This is a genomic window from Streptomyces cavernicola (assembly GCF_029968035.1).
Lineage (GTDB): Bacteria > Actinomycetota > Actinomycetes > Streptomycetales > Streptomycetaceae > Streptomyces > Streptomyces cavernicola.
Genome location: NZ_JASCIQ010000038.1, coordinates 68,099 through 85,651 on the forward strand (window position 1 = coordinate 68,099; position 17,553 = coordinate 85,651).

Annotated in this window: 17 protein-coding genes; 3 read left to right on the plus strand and 14 right to left on the minus strand. The window is 70.6% G+C overall.

Annotated features, from left to right (window positions below; all coding sequences use genetic code 11):
* Position 1 precedes the first annotated feature (1 nt).
* The 3 genes from QIS96_RS29490 to QIS96_RS29500 all read right to left on the minus strand — a co-directional run bounded on the left by QIS96_RS29490 (position 2) and on the right by QIS96_RS29500 (position 2,500).
* Positions 2 to 781, minus strand: coding sequence for an enoyl-CoA hydratase/isomerase family protein (locus QIS96_RS29490; RefSeq protein ID WP_282545840.1), 780 nt, complete (start codon positions 779 to 781; stop codon positions 2 to 4).
* On the minus strand, positions 778 to 1,236 hold the full coding sequence (locus QIS96_RS29495) for a Zn-ribbon domain-containing OB-fold protein (protein ID WP_282545841.1): 459 nt from the start codon (positions 1,234 to 1,236) through the stop codon (positions 778 to 780). The genes QIS96_RS29490 and QIS96_RS29495 overlap by 4 nt, the downstream gene beginning before the upstream one ends.
* Positions 1,237 to 1,345: 109 nt before the next feature.
* The gene (locus QIS96_RS29500; RefSeq protein ID WP_282545842.1) at positions 1,346 to 2,500 is read right to left on the minus strand and encodes a lipid-transfer protein; all 1,155 of its coding nucleotides are present in this window, start codon (positions 2,498 to 2,500) and stop codon (positions 1,346 to 1,348) included.
* A 160-nt stretch (positions 2,501 to 2,660) separates the two neighbouring features.
* Between QIS96_RS29500 and QIS96_RS29505 the strand changes: the two genes are divergently transcribed.
* Positions 2,661 to 4,277 carry a FadD3 family acyl-CoA ligase gene (locus tag QIS96_RS29505; RefSeq protein ID WP_282545843.1) on the plus strand — a complete coding sequence of 539 codons (1,617 nt, stop codon included), beginning with the start codon at positions 2,661 to 2,663 and terminating at the stop codon, positions 4,275 to 4,277.
* A gap of 58 nt (positions 4,278 to 4,335) precedes the next feature.
* Here QIS96_RS29505 and QIS96_RS29510 read toward each other — a convergent pair whose 3' ends face one another.
* The 4 genes from QIS96_RS29510 to QIS96_RS29525 form a co-directional block, all read right to left on the minus strand.
* Entirely contained in the window at positions 4,336 to 4,914 is a 579-nt protein-coding gene (locus QIS96_RS29510) for a hypothetical protein (protein ID WP_282545844.1), read from the minus strand.
* A 117-nt stretch (positions 4,915 to 5,031) separates the two neighbouring features.
* Positions 5,032 to 6,648 (minus strand): alpha/beta hydrolase, encoded by a 1,617-nt coding sequence (locus QIS96_RS29515; RefSeq protein ID WP_282545845.1) that lies wholly within the window; start codon positions 6,646 to 6,648, stop codon positions 5,032 to 5,034.
* Between the two features lie 3 nt (positions 6,649 to 6,651).
* A complete protein-coding gene (locus QIS96_RS29520) occupies positions 6,652 to 6,969 on the minus strand; it encodes a hypothetical protein (protein ID WP_282545846.1) in 318 nt (105 codons plus the stop codon).
* Between the two features lie 84 nt (positions 6,970 to 7,053).
* Positions 7,054 to 7,566 carry a hypothetical protein gene (locus tag QIS96_RS29525; protein WP_282545847.1) on the minus strand — a complete coding sequence of 171 codons (513 nt, stop codon included), beginning with the start codon at positions 7,564 to 7,566 and terminating at the stop codon, positions 7,054 to 7,056.
* A gap of 218 nt (positions 7,567 to 7,784) precedes the next feature.
* Between QIS96_RS29525 and QIS96_RS29530 the strand changes: the two genes are divergently transcribed.
* Entirely contained in the window at positions 7,785 to 9,365 is a 1,581-nt protein-coding gene (locus QIS96_RS29530; protein WP_282545848.1) for a DUF4874 domain-containing protein, read from the plus strand.
* A 73-nt stretch (positions 9,366 to 9,438) separates the two neighbouring features.
* Here QIS96_RS29530 and QIS96_RS29535 read toward each other — a convergent pair whose 3' ends face one another.
* The gene (locus QIS96_RS29535; RefSeq protein WP_282545849.1) at positions 9,439 to 9,594 is read right to left on the minus strand and encodes a hypothetical protein; all 156 of its coding nucleotides are present in this window, start codon (positions 9,592 to 9,594) and stop codon (positions 9,439 to 9,441) included.
* A 215-nt stretch (positions 9,595 to 9,809) separates the two neighbouring features.
* On the minus strand, positions 9,810 to 12,749 hold the full coding sequence (locus QIS96_RS29540) for an AfsR/SARP family transcriptional regulator (RefSeq protein ID WP_282545850.1): 2,940 nt from the start codon (positions 12,747 to 12,749) through the stop codon (positions 9,810 to 9,812).
* A 283-nt stretch (positions 12,750 to 13,032) separates the two neighbouring features.
* Here QIS96_RS29540 and QIS96_RS29545 point away from each other — a divergent pair, with 283 nt between their 5' ends.
* Positions 13,033 to 14,283, plus strand: a complete 1,251-nt coding sequence (locus tag QIS96_RS29545) for an amidohydrolase family protein (RefSeq protein WP_282545851.1) — start codon at positions 13,033 to 13,035, stop codon at positions 14,281 to 14,283.
* A 169-nt stretch (positions 14,284 to 14,452) separates the two neighbouring features.
* On the opposite strand, the gene QIS96_RS29550 is transcribed toward QIS96_RS29545, so the two are convergent.
* The 5 genes from QIS96_RS29550 to QIS96_RS29570 form a co-directional block, all read right to left on the minus strand.
* Positions 14,453 to 15,619, minus strand: a complete 1,167-nt coding sequence (locus tag QIS96_RS29550) for a methyltransferase domain-containing protein (RefSeq protein ID WP_282545852.1) — start codon at positions 15,617 to 15,619, stop codon at positions 14,453 to 14,455.
* Positions 15,616 to 16,563, minus strand: coding sequence for an ATP-grasp ribosomal peptide maturase (gene tgmB / locus QIS96_RS29555; RefSeq protein ID WP_282545853.1), 948 nt, complete (start codon positions 16,561 to 16,563; stop codon positions 15,616 to 15,618). Before tgmB ends, QIS96_RS29550 begins: the two co-directional genes overlap by 4 nt.
* A gap of 4 nt (positions 16,564 to 16,567) precedes the next feature.
* Entirely contained in the window at positions 16,568 to 16,801 is a 234-nt protein-coding gene (gene tgmA, locus QIS96_RS29560; protein WP_282545854.1) for a putative ATP-grasp-modified RiPP, read from the minus strand.
* Between the two features lie 68 nt (positions 16,802 to 16,869).
* On the minus strand, positions 16,870 to 17,169 hold the full coding sequence (locus tag QIS96_RS29565) for a hypothetical protein (RefSeq protein WP_282545855.1): 300 nt from the start codon (positions 17,167 to 17,169) through the stop codon (positions 16,870 to 16,872).
* 11 nt (positions 17,170 to 17,180) lie between these two features.
* A complete protein-coding gene (locus tag QIS96_RS29570; protein WP_282545856.1) occupies positions 17,181 to 17,504 on the minus strand; it encodes a hypothetical protein in 324 nt (107 codons plus the stop codon).
* Positions 17,505 to 17,553: the final 49 nt, after the last annotated feature.

Genomic DNA, 17,553 nt, shown 5'->3' on the forward strand with positions numbered 1-17,553 from the left:
CTCAACGGATCCGGAAGTCCCCGGCCCGCTTCCCGAACAGGCCCGCCTGCTGCTCCGGCGGCAGGTTGCCCAGGGCGATGAGGTGCGGCGCGTGCGCGAGAGCCTGCGTGCGCGCCGCCTCCTTCGCCGCCCACACCGCCCGTACGGTGCCCTCCACGGCGCCCGGCGGATAGCCGGCGACGATCCGCGCGCAGTCGAGCGCGGCCGCCAACGTCCCTCCCTGCGGGGTCACTTCGCTCACCAGCCCGATCTGGTGGGCCCGCGCCGCCGACAGCCGCTCGGCCGTGCCGAGCAGCGACATCCGCGCCACCTCGCCGAACGGCATCCGCTGCGCCATCGCGATCGACTCGTACGCGCTGACCATCCCGTACGTGGTGTGCGGGTCGAAGAACGTGGCGTGCTCGTCGGCCACCAGGAACTCCGCCTCGCCGAGCAGATAGAACGCGCCGCCGCAGGCCATCCCGTTGACCGCGGCGATCACCGGCTTCCACAGGTCGTTGGCCTTCGGCCCGATCGCGACCAGCGGATCGTCGATCGCGTACGGGGACGACGGCTGCGGCACCTCGGCGCTGCGGTCGATGCCGGTGCAGAACGCCTTGTCGCCCGCGCCGGTCACGACGACCGCCCGCACCGCGTCGTCGAACCTGAACTCCCGCCAGGCGGCGGTGAGTCGGGCCGCCGTGTCGAGGTCGATCGCGTTGTGCCGGTGCGGCCGGTCCAGGGTGACGACGGCGACGCCGGCTTCCTCGTCCCGCTCCACCCGCAGTCCGGGGGCGCTCACGGCCGCTCCAGAACCCACTGCGGCAGCACCTGGCCGCCGACCTCGGCGAAGACGACCTGCACCCGCGCCCCGATCTTCAGCCGCGCCGGGTCCACGGAGTTCGGCGGGGCCCCCGCCTCGCTCACCAGGTTCCCGACCAGCCTGATGCGCGGCGCGTCCGCCAACTCCACGACGATCGCGTTGTACGGGGCGAACTCGGCGTACGCCGGGAGCAGTGGGGGGTGGGGGAGTACGTACGACCAGATGCGGCCCTTGCCGCTCATGCGGCGCCATTCGCTGTCGAAGGACTGGCAGTGGGGGCAGCAGGGTCTTGGGGGGAACCGCAGTTCCCCGCAAGCCTTGTTCGCGCAGGCCTGTACGCGGAGTTCGCCTGCGCGGGCGTACTCCCAGAAGGGTTTGCCGTCGTCGTCCACGTGCGGTTGGAGGAGTTCGCTCGTGCGGGTCGCGTCTGCCATGTCCTGTCCTTTGCCGTCTGCGGGTCTCGTCGTGGCTTGTCGCGCCCCGCGGCGCAGCCGTAAATGTCACAGTCCCGCACCCCTGAAAGCAGCACGGGGCGCGCCCTGATCAGGACTTCAGGAGTACCGCCGACGTCGGGACGCCCTCTCCCGCTGTCACCAAGCACGTTGCCGCGTCCGGGACTTGGGCGGTGCTGGTGCCGCGGAGTTGCTTCACGCCCTCGTTGATCAGGTTGAAGCCGTGCACGTACGCCTCGCTGAGGCCGCCGCCGCCGGTGTTCAGGGGCAGCCGCCCGCCGATCTCCAGGGCCCCGCCCTCGGTGAACGCGCCGCCCTCGCCGCGCCCGCAGAAGCCGTAGCCCTCCAGGGAGAGGGGGATGAGGGGTGTGAACGCGTCGTAGATCTGGGCGACGTCCACGTCCTGCGGGCCGAAGTCGGCCTGCTTCCACAGGTGTCGGGCGGCGGTCCAGGCCGGGCCGGTGAGCGGGTCGTCGTTCCAGTAGTTGACCATCCCGTGGTGCTGGGCGGGCAGGCCCTGCGCGACGGAGTGCACGTACACCGGTCTCTGCCGGCAGTCCCGGGCGCGCTCGGCGGAGACGATGACGCAGGCGAGCGCGCCGTCCGTCTCCAGGCAGTTGTCGAAGAGGCAGAGGGGCTCGCTGATCCAGCGGGCCGTCATGTACATCTCGCGGGTCAGCGGCCGCTCGTACATCATCGCGCCCGGGTTCTGGTTGGCCCGGTTGCGGCAGGCCAGGGCGACGTTGAACAGGTGGTCGCGGGTGGCGCCGTACTCGTGCATGTAGCGGCGGGCCAGCATGCCGATCTCGTCGGCGGGCCGAAGCAGGCCGAAGGGGCGGGTCCACTGGGCGGGCGTGGGCAGTTGGACGGCGGTGTTCTTCCACGGGCGCGGGCCCGAGCCGCGTTTGCGGGAGCGCCAGGCGACGCCCACATTGGCCTGGCCGGTCGCGACGGCCGCGGCGAGGTGCGCGATCGTGGCGCAGGAGCCGCCGCCCCCGTACCCGACCTTGCTGAAGAAGGTGACGTCGCCGGCGCCGACGGCCTTGGCTATCTCGACCTCGTCGGTCTCCTCCATCGTGTACGAGGCGAAGGCGTCCACCTCGGACGGGGCGATCCCGGCGTCGTCGAGCGCGGCGACGATCGCGCGCGCCGCCAAGGTCTTCTCGGATTCCGGCAGTTGCTTCGCGAAGGGGGTCTGGCCTATCCCGACTATCGCTGTAGCGTCCTTCAGGGTCGACGACGCCATCATCACCTCCGGGCGTTGCGGTGCCTTGAGTTGCCTTGCGTTTGCTTTGCCTCGACTTGCCTGTGCACGACCGCGTCACGTACTGACAGCCGGGAAGGCTACAGCTAATCTGACGGATAGTCAGCTACGAGTCTGCCGCTACTTCCCTTGGAGGCTTGCGATGCACGGGGACCCTGAGATGCGCGGGGATCTGGAGTGGGGCACCGTCCCGGAGCTGGTGCGGGCGGCGGCCCGGCGGTACGGGGAGCGCGAGGCGGTGGTCGAGGGCCGCACCCGGATCAGCTACGCCGAGCTCGGCGAACGCGTCGAGCACGCCGCGGCGGCCTGCATGGCCAACGGCGTGCAGCCCGGCGACCGGGTCGCGGTCTGGGCGCCCAACACCCTCGACTGGATCGTCTCCGCCCTCGGCGCGGTCACGGCCGGCGCGGTCCTGGTCCCGCTCAACACCCGCTTCAAGGGCACGGAGGCCGCGTACGTACTGGCCCGCTCGCGCGCGAAGCTGCTGTTCGTGACGGGCACGTTCCTCGGCACCTCGTACGTGGCCTCGCTGCGGCGCGCGACCGCCGAGGGGACGGGGGCCGGTCCGCTGCCGGGGCTTCCGCACCTGGAGCAGGTCGTGGTCCTCGCCGACGACGCCCCGCAGAACTTCCGTACGTGGAAGGACTTCCTGGCGAGCGGCGCGGAGGTGAGCGCGGCCGAGGTCGCCGAACGGGCAGGGGCGGTGGACGCGTCGTCCCCCTCGGACATCATCTTCACCTCGGGCACCACGGGCCGCCCCAAGGGCGCGGTGATCACGCACGCGCAGACGCTCCGCTGCTACGACGTCTGGAGCGAGCTCGCGGGCCTCCGCGAAGGCGACCGCTACCTGATCGTGAACCCGTTCTTCCACACCTTCGGCTACAAGGCGGGCATCATCGCCTGCCTGATGCGCGGCGCGACGATGGTGCCGCAGCCGGTGTTCAACGTGGACACGGTCCTCGCCAACATCGCCGCGGAACGCATCTCGGTCCTGCCCGGCCCGCCGACCCTGCACCAGTCGCTCCTGGACCACCCGGCGCGCGCCCAGCACGACCTGAGCGCCCTGAGGCTGGTGGTCACGGGCGCGGCGGTAGTCCCGCTGCAACTCGTCGAGCGCCTGCGCCAGGAACTCCACATCGGCACGGTCCTCACGGCGTACGGGCTCTCCGAGGCCAGCGGCATCGTCACCATGTGCCGCAGGGGAGACACGGCGGAGGTCATCGCCGAGACCTCGGGCCGCGCGATCCCCGACACGGAGGTACGGGTGGTCTCCCCGGCGGGTGACCCGCTGCCGGCGGGCCGCCCCGGCGAGGTCCTGGTCCGCGGCCACAACGTGATGAGCGGCTACTTCGAGGACCCGCAGGAGACGAAGAAGTCCATCACCCCGGACGGCTGGCTCCGCACGGGCGACGTGGGCGTACTCGACGCGGCGGGCAACCTCCGCATCACCGACCGCATCAAGGACATGTTCATCGTCGGCGGCTTCAACGCGTACCCGGCGGAGATAGAGCAACTCCTCGGCCTCCACCCGGACGTGGCCGACGTGGCGGTCGTCGGCGTACCGGACTCCCGCCTCGGCGAGGTCGGCAAGGCCTACGTCGTCCGCCGCCCCGGCGCGGTCGCGACAGCGGACGACCTGATCGCCTGGTCGCGGCGGGAAATGGCCAACTACAAGGTGCCGAGGGCGGTGGAGTTCGTCTCTGCGCTGCCGCGGAACGCGAGCGGCAAGGTGGTGAAGAGGGAGTTGCGGGGGCGGTGAGGGCGCGTCGCGGAGGGGCGGCTCGCCCCTCCGCCCCCTTTCCCCTGCTTGCCGTCGCTCAGCCGAAGTGACGGACGAGCGTGGGGTGTTCGCCTGAGTCCGGCTGTCGAGAAGGTGTCGGGGCCGGTGCGGCGATGACCGGTGCGGCAGGAGTGGCATCGCGCTGGGGGTGCGGGAGCGGGGCGGAGACCTGCTCCTGCTCGACGCCGGGCGGGAGGAAGCAGGGTGTGGTGACGTAGACGACCATCTCGTCGTAGGGAGGCTTCGATGCGCCAACGGAAACGAAGTAGTTGGAGTCACCGCCCTTCGCGTACAGCAGGATGTTCCGCCAGTCGCCCTCGCGGTAGTCGGTGACCTTGTAGCCCTTGGCCTCTAGCTTCTTTCGGAGCCTTTGCAGCCCTGAGTTGTACTCCGCGCGCGGGTGCGGAACGGCAACCGAATAGCCGAGGTCGAACCGCCCGTCGCTGGCCTCCTCGCCCTGCTTGCCCCTGCATTCGCGGAAGTTCTTGTCAACGGTCTCGGTGTCGACCTCGGAACCGATCTCGGCGGCCAGCAGGTCGATCAGCGCGCGTACCTCGTACTCGGCCCTCGACTGGCTCTTCACGGGGAGGGGGGCGTTCTTTCCGCTGTCGGTCATGCATCCTCCAGTGGCGAGCAGCGCCAAGAGAGCCAGTACGGGCAGGGTTTTGCGGCGGCACTTCATGTGTGTGGGCATGGTTCAGCGAGCTCCCGCCCCGGTGTGCTCCCGGGGCTGCTAGTCGTTCTCTTGGTGCTGTCCCTCGCTGGGCGACCGGCCCGCGATGATCTTCCCCTGGTTGCGAAGGCTTTCGCTGTTCTCGTCCCAGTAGCCGGTGTGGCCTTCGGTGTCGACCTCGAAGACGTTGCCGCCGAACTCCTCCTCGGCAGGGTTTTCGCCCAGAGTCCGGTCGGCGAGCTCGTCCGAAACGATGTCGTCCGGTGCGTATCCGGCCCACACGTGGTCGGGGTCCATGTTCAGTTCCGAGGCGTGGTCGACCGTCATGCCGGGGCTGCCGACCACCACGACGTCGTCCGCATCGAGTCCCTGGCCTCCCGAGGCGGCCGCACCCACCAATGTGGAACCGTAGCTGTGTCCGAGCACCGTCATGTGCGTGCGCTCGCCCTGGTGAGACTCGCGCAGGCCATGCGTGAAGCTGCGAAGGTCCTGCTCGCCGTCCCTGGCGCGGGCCTCGCTGCCCACACTGTTGTTGAACTCAGGGGCGTCGTAGCCGAGCCAGGAGACGACGGAGGTGCTGGCACGCTTGTCGGCCGCCATGGCCGATTCCTGGAGTCGGTCGGCGCGATCGATGTGCTCATTCATGTGCGACAGGTCGTTGTCGGTTCCTGGCACCTGGATGGCAGTGTTGTCGGCGGTGTCGGGGTTTCCTCTGGCGACCAAGGCCCGGCCGTCGCCCCTGTCCGCGTCGATGCCGAGGACGTAGAGCTCTCTGTGCGGCTTCGTGGTGCCGTCCGCCTTGTCGAGCTCGTCCTGGAGCTCGAGCAGGCCGGAGTACCGGCGTTCGTCGTTGATTCCGAGCGTGCCGGCCTCTTCCTTTTCCCGGAACGCGCCCAGCGAGAGCTCCAGAGACTTGCGGTTGGCCTCGTCGCGGTCCGCCGAGGGGATGCCGTCCAGCCAGCCGACCTTCTGCGGGTAGGCGTCCATGTACATCTGCCGCTCCGCAGGAGACAGGCTCTTCCACCAGGCGGCGTTCTCCTTGGGGTTCTTGTCGTTCGGGATGTCCTTCTCGTCGAGCCCGTACGCGTCGGCGACCCGCTCGGCGTCCTCCTGGGCGCTGTTCGCGCCGTACACCTTGTCCAGGTCGAACGTGTCGATCTGGTGGAGCAGCGCGCTGCCCTCGTCCGAGGCGGTCTCGGCGTCGGCGATCGCCTTGTCGATCCGTGCCCGGTACTCGCCGAGGGGGCCGCTGCGCCTCTGCACGGACTGCTGGTAGTCAGGGTCGTTACGCGCCTCTGGCGGCAGGTTGTCGTACGTGGGGTCGGAGACCCAACCGTCCTCGTCTACAGCGAAGTTGTCGGCCTCCGCCTCACGCACGGCCTTGCGCAGGTCCTGCTGGGCCTGCTGCATCCTGTGGTGCGTGCCCTTGAGGGCGGTGGCGATGGAGGTGACCTGCGATTCGCAGATGCCGAGCTTGCGCTCGTTGTCCTCCATCGTCATGAAGCCGTAGTGGGCGTCCGTCCCCTCCCAGCCGCTCGCGTGGAGAGGGCCGGTGACGCGGTGGCGGTGCTGGACCTGGGCTGTTTCCAGGGACTCGGCCAAGGCCCGCCAGGACTTCGCGGCGACTTCGAGGTCGGAGAAGTCCTGCTTCATGAGGTCGCTGAACTGCGCGGGCATGCCTCACACCGCCCTGAAGGACTGGGCGGTCAGATCCTCGTTGAACTCATGGCCGTCCGCCGTCCTGCGCAGCCGCTCGGCCTCGCTGTCGCCGCCCTCGCCGCCGACGCTCTTCCGCAGGTCGTGCAGTGCTGTGCCCCAGTCGTTCGCCACCCGGTCGAGCTCGGCGGTGATGGACCACTTGTTCATGGTGACGGCGGCGGACCTGGCGTCGTTCACGGCCTTGTCGATCGGCTTCTGCAGGTCATCCCCGATGCCGTCGGCGGCGCCCGCGGATGCCCGCAGCTCGGATGGCTCGACGTTCAGGCTTCCCTTTTGCATCGGTGATGCTCCCCCGTGACTCGTTTCGAGCGGCAAGATTACCGGGGCCTTCACAAGCGCTCGATCGGGGTGACCTTGCAGCCTCTACTCCTGGTCCACCATCGGCGGGAGGAAGCAGGGCGTTTTTACGCTGAGGGTCATCTCGTCGTATGGGGGCTTCGATGCGCCCACCCGCACGAAGTAGTTGGCGTCGCCGCCCTTCGCATAGAGCAGGATGTTCCGCCAGTCGCCCTCGCGGTAGTCGGTGACCTTGTAGCCCTCTGCCTCCAGCCTCTTCCTGAGCTTCTTCAGGCCTGGGTTGTACTCCGCCCGCGGGTGCGGAACGGCAACCGAATAGCCGAGGTCGAACCGCCCGTCGTTGGCCTCCTCGCCCTGCTTGCCCCTGCATTCGCGGAAGTTCTTGTCGACGGTCTCGGGGTCGGCCTCGGAACCGATCTCGTCAGCCAGGAGGTCGATCAGTGCCCTGACCTCGTACTCGGCCTTCGACTTGCTCTTCACGGGGAGGGGGTCGTTCTTCCCGCTGCCGGCCGTGCAGCCTGCGAGGGCGAGGGAGGTCAGGAGGGCGAGGGTGGGTGGCGTTCGGCGGCGGTGGATCATGTCCTAAGTTTCGCCTGGGCGTAGGCGTGGTGGCTGTCGTAGGTGAGGTGGCGCACGTGGGAGGTCATGCGGGGCGGGGGAGTCCAGTGAGTTTGCGTCCGGCGGGGCGGAAAGTCCATCGGCCGGGTTCGTCCGTCCATGGCCTCGGCCCGGTTGAGTGATGTCACCCTGTGACATCTTTTTTCCGCACGCCCCCGTACCCCCCGAGGGAGTCGCTGATGTTCGCAGGTGCTGATGATGTGCGAGGGCCTGAAGTGCCGTCCAGGCGGCGGGTGTTGGCGGTCGGGGCCGCTGCCGTGGTCCTGCCGGTGGTCGGTGGGGTCGGGGTCGGGGGCGGGGCGGCCGTCGCCGCTCCGCGGGGGGCCGGCACGGTCGCGAAAAAGCATCGTGGGATCCGGCCCGACGACCCCCAGGGGCGGGCGCCGCTCGCCAATCCGCGGCGGGGGTTCCGGTACGAGATGTCGTACAACGCGAGTGACCTGAGCAGTCCCTGGGGCAACGAGCAGGACCACAGCCCCGACTCCGCCGCGACACTCGACCTCCTGGAGCGGGAGTACGGGCCGGGGGCCGATCTGACCCAGCTGTACTTCTACCTCTGGGAGTACGCCACCACGGACATCCCGCAGAGCGCGCTCGACAACATCGAGAAGGTCTTCGCCGGCCTGCGCAGCAAGAAGTACGCGGCGGTGCTGCGGTTCGTGTACGACGACGGGGTGCGCGAGAACCGGCGGTACACCGTTCAGGGCATTCAGCGCCACATCGCCCAACTCGCCCCGCTCGTCGAGCGGAACCGCGACGTCGTCGCCGTCTGGCAGGCCGGGTTCCTCGGTGCGTGGGGCGAGTGGCACGGGAGCTACTACCAGCACGAGAACTACCCCGAGGCCGTCACCGCGATCATGACGAGCCTGGTGGAGGCGCTGCCGGCAGGGCTGCACACGCAGGTGCGGTACGCGGAGAAGCGCAACATGATCCAGAACGAGGCGATCCTCGACCGCGTCGGCTTCCACAACGACTACATGACGCTGGGCGAGGGTCAGTGGGACTACTTCGTGCCGAGCAACCCCCAGTGGCAGACGTACCTCGACGTCACCGCCGACCGCATGACCGACGGCGAGATGCCCTGGGACAAGGGGCAGAGCGCGGACCCGTACGCCTGGAGCAAGGTCATCCCGGGCGTGCCCGCGGCGCGGCGGCTGCAGACCCTGCGCTTCGACTCCCTGTCCATCGTCCACAACGCGACCGTCACCGTGCCGGCCTGGCGGACGACGGACGTGACGGAACAGGAGATACGGGACGCGCTGCTTCCGGTGTCGGACGGCTACTTCCGCGATCGCGCGGGCCGAGCCGTCCCCCGTACCCAATTCGAGTACCTGCGGGACCACTTGGGGTATCGGGTGGAGGTGCGGGAGGCGCGGTACGAGGTGTCCGGTGGGCGGATCGCCGCCGAGGTCGACGTGGTCAACCGGGGGTTCGCGCCGCCCAAGCATCCGCGGCCCGTACGGCTCGTGCTCCTGGACGCGGACGGGCGCGCGGTCGCCTCGGCCGACACCGGCGCCGACTGGCGGGACTGGCGACCGCAGGGCCGCGCCGAGACCACCGAGGACCACGGCGAGCCGCCGGTCGCGACGGTACGCGGGACCCTCACCCTTCCCGAGAACGCAAGCGGCGCCTACCGCTTGGGCCTGCACCTGCCCGACCCGGACTTCCCCGCGGCCCACCTGGCGGTGCGGTGCGCGAACGCGTCGGTGGAGTGGGTGGCGGGGGTCAATGTGGTGGGCTCGGTGCGGGTCTCGCGCTGAACCCGGACATGCCTCGGCCGCGACGGCTCCCCCTCCGCGCCGTCGCGGCCGATCCCCGTGCGGGACAGGGCGGTTACGCGGGCTCGCCGGCCGCGTGGTTGTCCTGCGTGGTGATCACGTCGGAGGGCTCGCCCGCCGCGTGGTTGTCCTGCGTGGTGATCTCTTCGGGCTCGCTCGCCGCGTGGTTGTCGAGCGGCTTGACGGTGGTCTTCTTGTCCGTGTTGCTCATGGGATCAAACCCCCTGTTGGTTCAGACATGTTCGGGAACAACGGCCCGTCCGGCGACTCCCCCGAGTACCGCCGGACGGGCACGTGGAGCCGTTACCTTAACGGCGGGGCTCCTCGCCGAACCGTCTGCCCCCCGACGCGACGGATCGACAACGAGAAGACTGCCGGTCGGCGATAAACAAATGATGAACGGCGCTACGTCGCCCGGGAGATGGGCTACGCGGCCGCGATCGGAGTGAGGAGGCCGCGCACCTCGTCCGCCTCGGCGGCGCCGGTCTGTTCGTAGATGGCGAGCGCCTCCTGCCAGCAGGCCCGCGCACGATCGGCCTGCCCGAGGTCGGACAGGGACCGCCCCAGCGTCGTGAGGACGTTACCGAGCATCCAGTCGCCGCCGATGCACTTCAGAGCCAGCGCCTGCTCCGCGTGCCGGGCCGCCTGCGCCGGGCGGCGGGCGGCGAGGTGGGCCTCGGCGATCCGGAAGTGGGTCGCGCCCTGCCAGAGCCGCTGGCGGTTCTCGTTGAAGATCTCCAGGGCGCCCGCGAGCTGATCGAGAGCCTCCGCGTCACGGCCGGCCTTGGTCAGCGCGATCCCCAGGGCGTAACGGGCGTTGGCGAGGCGCAGGGTCAGGCCCATCTCGTCGTAGATGCCGAGGCCGCTCCGCGCGAGCTCCACGGCGCTGGCGGTGCGGCCCATGGACACATGGATGCGGGAGAGGTTGCACAGAGCGCTGGCCTCGCCCACCTTGTTCCCGATGGCGCGGAAGTTGTCGATCGCCTGCTGCAGATACCGCTCGCCGTCCTCGTTCCGGTTCTGGTAGACGGCGATGATGCCGCGGTCGTTGGCGGCCCAGCAGCTGGGCACCGGGTCCCCCTCGGAGCTGGCGAGCACCATGGCGAGGCGGGCTTCCTCGTCGGCCTGCTTGAAGCGGCCGGAGACCAGGTACACGTTGGTGAGCGTCGTCCGGGCCCGGCCCTCGGTGCGGGCGTCCTTCGCGGCCTGCGCCGCATCGCGGGCCGTCACCGCCGCCGCCTCGTACTCCCGCGAGTTGGCCCCGGACTCCGCCAGGTCCTTGGCGGCCCACAGCAGGTCGACGGCGCGCCGCAACTGGCCGGCCGCAGCGGACTGGCGTACGCAGGCAAGGAGCGCGTGGGCCTCGGTGTAGAGCCAGTCGACGGCGGCCGTGCCGTCGGCGAACTCCAGGCCGGGGCGACCGGTCGGCTCCAGGTGGTCCACAAGGCGGTCGCCGGGGCGCTCCAGGGCGTACACCTCGGCCGCCGTCGCCAGATAGAAGTCCAGCAACCGCGAGAGCGCCGACTCCCGTTCGCTGGGCGGCTGTTCGTCCCGTTCCGCGCACGCACGCGCGTAGAGCCGGACCAGGTCGTGGTAGCGGTAGCGGCCGGGCGCGGCGGATTCGACGAGGGACGTGTCTACGAGGGCCTCCAGGAGGTCCTCCGTGTCCTCGGCCGGCAGGTCCAGCATCGCGGCGGCCGCGGCCAGCGAGAAGTCCGGGCCGTCCGCCAGGCCGAGGAGGCGGAACGCGCGGGCCTGGGCCGGCTCCAGCTGGCCGTACCCGAGCTCGAAGGTCGCCTTGACGGCCAGGTCGCCGGCCTGCAGCTCGTCCAGGCGGCGGCGTTCGTCGGCGAGCTTGGCCGCGAGCGTCGACACCGTCCACGTACGGCGCGAGGCGAGGCGGGAGGCGGCGATGCGGATGGCCAGCGGCAGGAACCCGCAGGCCGCGACCACGTCCAGGGCGGCCTCGCGCTCGGACGCGACCCGCTCGTCGCCCACGATCCGGGTGAACAGCTGAAGCGCTTCCTCCGGCGACATCACGTCCAGGTCGACCAGATGCGCCCCCGCCAGGTCCACCATCCGCACCCGCGAGGTGATCAGCGCCGCGCAGCCCTCCGTACCGGGAAGCAGGGGCCTGACCTGGGCCGCGTCGCGGGCGTTGTCGAGGAGGACCAGTATCCGGCGGCCGTCGAGGAGCGAGCGGTACAGCGCCGCGCGCTCCTCCAGGCTGTCCGGGATCGCCGAGTCGGCCGTGCCGAGGGCGCGCAGGAACGCGCCGAGGACCGTCTCGGGCTCGGCGGCGCGCGCACCCGCGCCCTGCAGGTCGACGTACAGCTGCCCGTCCGGGAACTGGGTGCGCGCGGCGTGCGCGACATGCACGGCGAGCGTGGTCTTGCCGACGCCGCCGATGCCCGCGAGCGCGGAGACCGCCATGACGCGGCCCTCGGCGGAGGCCAGGACCTCGCCGAGCTCGATGACCAGCGCGGACCGGCCCGTGAAGTCCGGGACGGTGGCGGGAAGTTGGGCCGGGCGCACCAGCGCCGCGGCCGGCTCCGCGGGCGCGGCGGGCGGCTCGGCGAGCCCCGGGTCGGCCTGCAGGATGCGCTGCTGCAGCTCGGAGAGGCCGGGGCGCGGGTCGACGCCCAGCTCCTCGGCGAGGAGGCGGCGCGTGTCCGCGTACACGGCGAGGGCCTCGGCCTGGCGGCCGGAGCGGTAGAGGGCGAGCATCAGGAGCTCGCGCAGCCGCTCCCGCAGGGGGTGCGCGGCCGTCAGGGCCGTCAGCTCGGAGACGGCCTCGGCGTGGCAGCCCTGCTCCAGGTCCATGTCGAGCCGGGTCTCGACGAGTTGGAGCCGCCACTCCTCCAGGCGGACCCGCTGCGTGTCGGCGTACGGCCCGGGGACGTTGGCGAGCGGCTCGCCGTCCCACAGGCCGAGCGCCTTCCTGAGCAGGGAACGGGCCTGGGTGAGGTCGCCCGCGCCGCGCACCTTCTCGGCCTCGGCCCACAGCTCCTCGGCGAGCGCCAGGTCCAGGGCCTCGCCGGAAACCGGAAGCCGGATCGCGTACCCGCCGGACTCGCTGGTCAGGACGCCCGGGTCGAGTGCCTTGCGGAGTCTCGAAGCGTACGTACGGACGGCCGCGAGGGCCTGGGACGGGGGCTCCTCGCCCCAGATGGCGTCGATGAGTTCGGCGGCGGTGGCGGTGCGGCCCTCGCGCAGGAGCAGGGCCACGAGCAGCGCGCGCTGTTGTGGAGATCCCGTGGTCAGAGCCTCGGAACCCCGCCAGGCGCGGACCGGCCCGAGCACGCTGAAGCGCAACGGCTCGACCTCCGGGCGGCGCTGCTCGGGTACCCGCGGTACTCCGTTCATCGTTGTCCCCCTGGCGACCTGCCGGACGTGCCTGAACCCTGAAGTCGGTCGGACGGAGGGGAAGGCTCGTGCCGCTCTGAGGCCCACCTGGTCCGAGTTCTGGAATGTGCCCCCGCCAGTCTGCCTTGTCCAGGGCCGTTGCGTCAGCCGCGCGAGACAGCTCTCACAGGGTCCTCGCAACGCGGACGTGCGGTGGGGCCGTGCGGTGGCCGGATCTCAACGGTGGATTTCCGGCGCGCACGACTAGCTGACGGTTCGTCAGATCAGCGCTACCGTGACGTACATGGAGACCCAGGAGACCTTCCCGAAGATCATCTCGGTGGACGACCACACGGTGGAGCCCCCCAACGTCTGGCGGGACCGGCTCCCGTCGAAGTACCACGACATCGGCCCGCGCATCGTGCGCGCGCCCCTGAAGGAAATGACCTTCATGGGCGGCAAGTTCGCGCCGGTCATGGGCGAGAAGGGCGACGACGGGCCGATAGGCGACTGGTGGGTGTACGAGGACCTGCACCGCCCCCTCACCCGCCTCGACACGGCCGTCGGCTACGACCGGGACGAGATCAAGCTCGAGGTCATCACGTACGAGCAGATGCGCCCCGGTTCGTACGACGTGGCCGCGCGGCTCGAGGACATGGACGTCAACCACGTCCAGTCCGCCGTCTGCTTCCCGACCTTCCCGCGCTTCTGCGGGCAGACCTTCACCGAGGCGAAGGACCGCGAACTCGGGCTGCTCGGGGTGCGCGCCTACAACGACTGGATGGTGGAGGAGTGGTGCGGCCCGCAGGCACGGGGCCGGCTGATCCCGCTCACCCTGATCCCCCTCTGGGACGCGGAGCTCGCGGCGGCGGAGGTACGGCGCAACGCGGCCCGCGGCGTACGGGCGGTGGCCTTCTCGGAGATCCCGCCGCACCTGGGCCTGCCCTCCATCCACACCGACGAGTGGGACCCGTTCCTGCGGGCCTGCGACGAGACCGGCACCGTCATCGCGATGCACATCGGCTCGTCCTCGAAGATGCCGTCGACCTCGGCGGACGCGCCGCCCGCGGTCGGCTCCACGATCACCTTCGCCAACTGCTGCTTCTCGATGGTCGACTGGCTGATGAGCGGCAAGTTCGAGCGCTTCCCCAACCTGAAGATCATGTACGCGGAGGGGCAGATCGGCTGGATCCCGTACATCCTGGAGCGCGCGGACGTCGTCTGGGAGGAGAACCGCGCCTGGGGCGGAGTCGCCGACAAGGTCACCCGCCCGCCGTCCGAACTGTTCGCCGAGCACGTCTACGGCTGCTTCTTCGACGACGCGTTCGGCCTGAAGAACCTCGACTCCGTCGGGGTGGGGAACGTCCTCTACGAGACGGACTACCCGCACTCGGACTCGACCTGGCCCAAGTCGCGGGAGGTCGGCGAGTCCCAGATGGGTCACCTGTCCCCGGACGTGGTGGACCGGCTGGTCCGGGGCAACGCGATCTCCCTGCTTGGGCTGACGGAGGACGGCTTGTGGGGGCCGTCGGCCCCCAGCCCCGCCTCTCGGTAGGGGGGTGCCCCGAAAGGGGCGCGGGGAACTGCGCGAACGGCCCCCACCGGGCCGCACCCGGCGACGAGGCCGCGAGCGGGCAGACGCGTCTGCCGACCCCGCGTCATCGGCCGCAGCCGCTACGTTGTGGCTGATCGCGCAGTTCCCCGCGCCCCTTTCGGGGCCCCGTTCAGAGCGGGAGAGTCCACGTGCCGTCGGGTGACGTCAGCGTGCCGCCGCTTTCGGGCCCGAGTTCGACGGTCATCGAGTGGAGAGGGAACCGGCCCCGCTCCGCCCACAGGCGTCGGACGCGCTCCAGTCCGTCGTAAAGGCGGCGCGGGCCGCTCTGGTGGATCACTCCGCCCGCTCCGGCTCGGGCCTCCTCGGCTCGGGCCCACGACCCGTCCCGGCCGAGAAGCCACAGGACGCGTCGGCCGTCGCGCAGCGTGGCCGCGCGGGTCTCCACGCCGGGTGTGTCCAGCTCGTACAGCCAGCGCAGCGGCCAGTCCCGCCACAGGTCCGGGAGGGGGCCGCGAGACGTTTGGGTGTGTTCCCCGTGGCTCTCGCGGGCCTCCGCGAACAGGGCGTTGAGCCTCGGCGGGTAGTCGGCTCCGCGCCGGGCTTCCATGAACGTGGCCGGGTCCGGCTGGACGGTTCCGCGGGCGATGCCGCCTTCGCCCATGCCGGCCACGATCAGCAGCGCGGTGTGCGCGATCGTGGTGACCAGCCTGCCGCCCGGACGCAAGGCGCGGAGCCAGGTCTCCGGGACGGGGCGAACGGAGACGGTGGCCATGATCCGGTCGTACTCGGGGTCCGGCAGGTCGCCGGTCGCGTCGACGACCTCGATGCGCGGTTTTCGGCCGAAGGAGTCCAGGCGGGCCCGAGCGGCCTCCACCAGGTACGGGTCCACGTCCACGCTGGTCACGTGGTCGTCCCGCAGGCGGTGGGCGAACAGGGCCAGGGCGTAGCCGGACCCAGTGCCGACGTCCAGAACCCGGTGCCCTGGTGCCGCGTTCAGCCGGTGCGCCATGGACACGATCAGGCTCGGCAGCGTGGAGGACGAGGTGGGGCTTCCCGCTGCTGTGGCGCCCGACCGGGCGTGATCGGCGTGGTGGGGTCCGACCCGGGTGACGAGGGTCTGGTCGCTGTAGGTCGCCGCGATCCGGGCCGGGGAGTCTTCCGGGTGGGCGGTCAAGTCCCATTGCTCTGCCGGGCTGTTGGGGATGCGTTCCCACCAGTGAGGCACGAGCAGGTGACGCGGTGTCGCGCTGACGGCTTCGTGCCATTCGGCGGCGCCTGCGGTCACCTGGTCGGCGAGTGCCTTGGCAGCTTCGCCCCAAGGGCCGTTCGCGGTCATGAGGCTTCTCCTTGCAGTGCGTCGGTCATGGCTTCCACGAGAGGGACCCGCGCCTTGACGGCGATCCAGTGCCACTGGCCGTTGGGGTTGATCTCCAGGAACGTCCACTGCCCGTCGGGACTGACGACGAAGTCCAGTGCGCCGAAAAACAGGCCGAGTTCATCCATGAGCCGACGCACGCCCTTCTCCACCTCCGTAGGCAGGTCCACGCGTTCGTACGTCAGAGAGCGGTAGTCGGTGCGCCAGTCCAGCCTGGCGGCGTCGCTGCCGGCGTGGATGGCGACCGGGAACATGCGCGTCCCGATGACGGTGAGGCGGACCTCGTAAGCCTTGGGCACGTTCTCCTGGAAGAGGTGCGCGGTCCCGGTGACGCCGTCGTCCAGGTCGTCGGCGCGGACGAGTGAGACGGGGAGGAACTGACGCTGCCCCGCAGGGCCGAGCACGCCACCGCCGAGCCCTTTGTAGATGACTTCGTCCCCGCCCATGAACACACGCGCGTACTCCGGGTCGGAGGTGATGACGGTGCGCGGCGTGCACAGCCCCGCCCTTGCTGCTACGGCGAGTTGGAGGGGCTTGTAGTTGGCGGCGGCGTCCCGGGCGGGGTGGTTGATCCAGCGCACCGGGAGTGAGCCGAGCACCCCGAGCAGGCCGGACCGTGCTTCGGACACGGCGAGCGCCCGCGCGTGGCCGGGCCAGGTCTGCGGTGTGACGAATTCATTGGGGCGCCGCCACCAGACGGACCGCACGGCCTCCAGACGCAGCGCGCGGGAACCGGCGAGTGAGCCCGCCCAGCCGTCCCCGGTGAGGGTGACGGCCAGGCGGGATGCGGTGGGGAAGTCGGCCGTGTCGTACCGGACGACGTGCTCACCGCGCCTCGACAGCTCCTCGACCACTGCGTCGGCCGTCAGGTCGTCCCGGCCGGTCAGGACGAGGATGGGTGTCACGACGTCACCAGAGGTCGGTGCCGCTGTCGGACCCCGGCGAGCTGCCGTCCCCGTTGCTGGTCTCGGTCTGCGTCTCCGGCTGATGCGAGGCCTGCGCGTGCCAGGGGTTGCCCTGCGCGGACACGTTGAGCTGGAGTCCTTCGTTGTACGTGATGAGGGTGGCCTCGGACGTTCCCGGCGGCGGGGACACCAAGTGCCGTACTCCAAAGGGGACTTCGTGGGTTGCGGTGTTGCTCACTGCCTGCCTCCGGGGTGTTCTCGATTTTGCCGGGTGTGTTCGGACGTTCTGTGCGGCTCTCTTCGGGGTCACATGTAGCGCTCCCAGGTGTGGCCTCCGCGATGCTTCTCGAAGAGCCAGCAGGCGTCGCTCCCCGACGCTGTCGTGGACCGGCAGTAGGGGAGTACGTCGAGGCGGGGCCGGCCGTTCTCCCACCGGACCCAGGCGGCGCCTGCGCCTTTTCCTGCGTCCAAGTCCCGGACCATCGCGGTGTGTTCGCCGTACGGGTGGAGGTCCAGCTCACAGACGGCGGTACGGGGGGCGGGCTCGTCGTCGGTACTCGGGTACGCCGCGATCCGCTCGCGCAGCTCGCCCGGGATGCCGGTCACGGCGTAGCACCTCATGCGCTCACCTCTACTCCGTGGATCAGCCGCGGGCCGATGTCCACGCCGTGCACGGCCAGCCACAACGCGCGTCGTCGTGCCCGCTGTCGCCGTTCCTCCTGTCGCTGCTCGTGGGCGATCAGGTAGGGGCGTACGAGCGCGCTGTCTTCGCCGTGCAGCGCGTAGGTGTGGAGTGGTGCGCGGGCGTGAGGGATGCGCGCCGGGGATGCCTCGGCGGGGCGCTCGGCCGGCTGGTCACCGGACAGCCGATGGCGGCCACGAGCGGTGGGCAGCAGTAATCGCAGCACCGATTCCAGCAGCCTCGCGATAGCGTGCGTCATGTCGTCAACTCCATGGGTTGATGGCCACGCCCCCGGGCCGCTCCCAGTG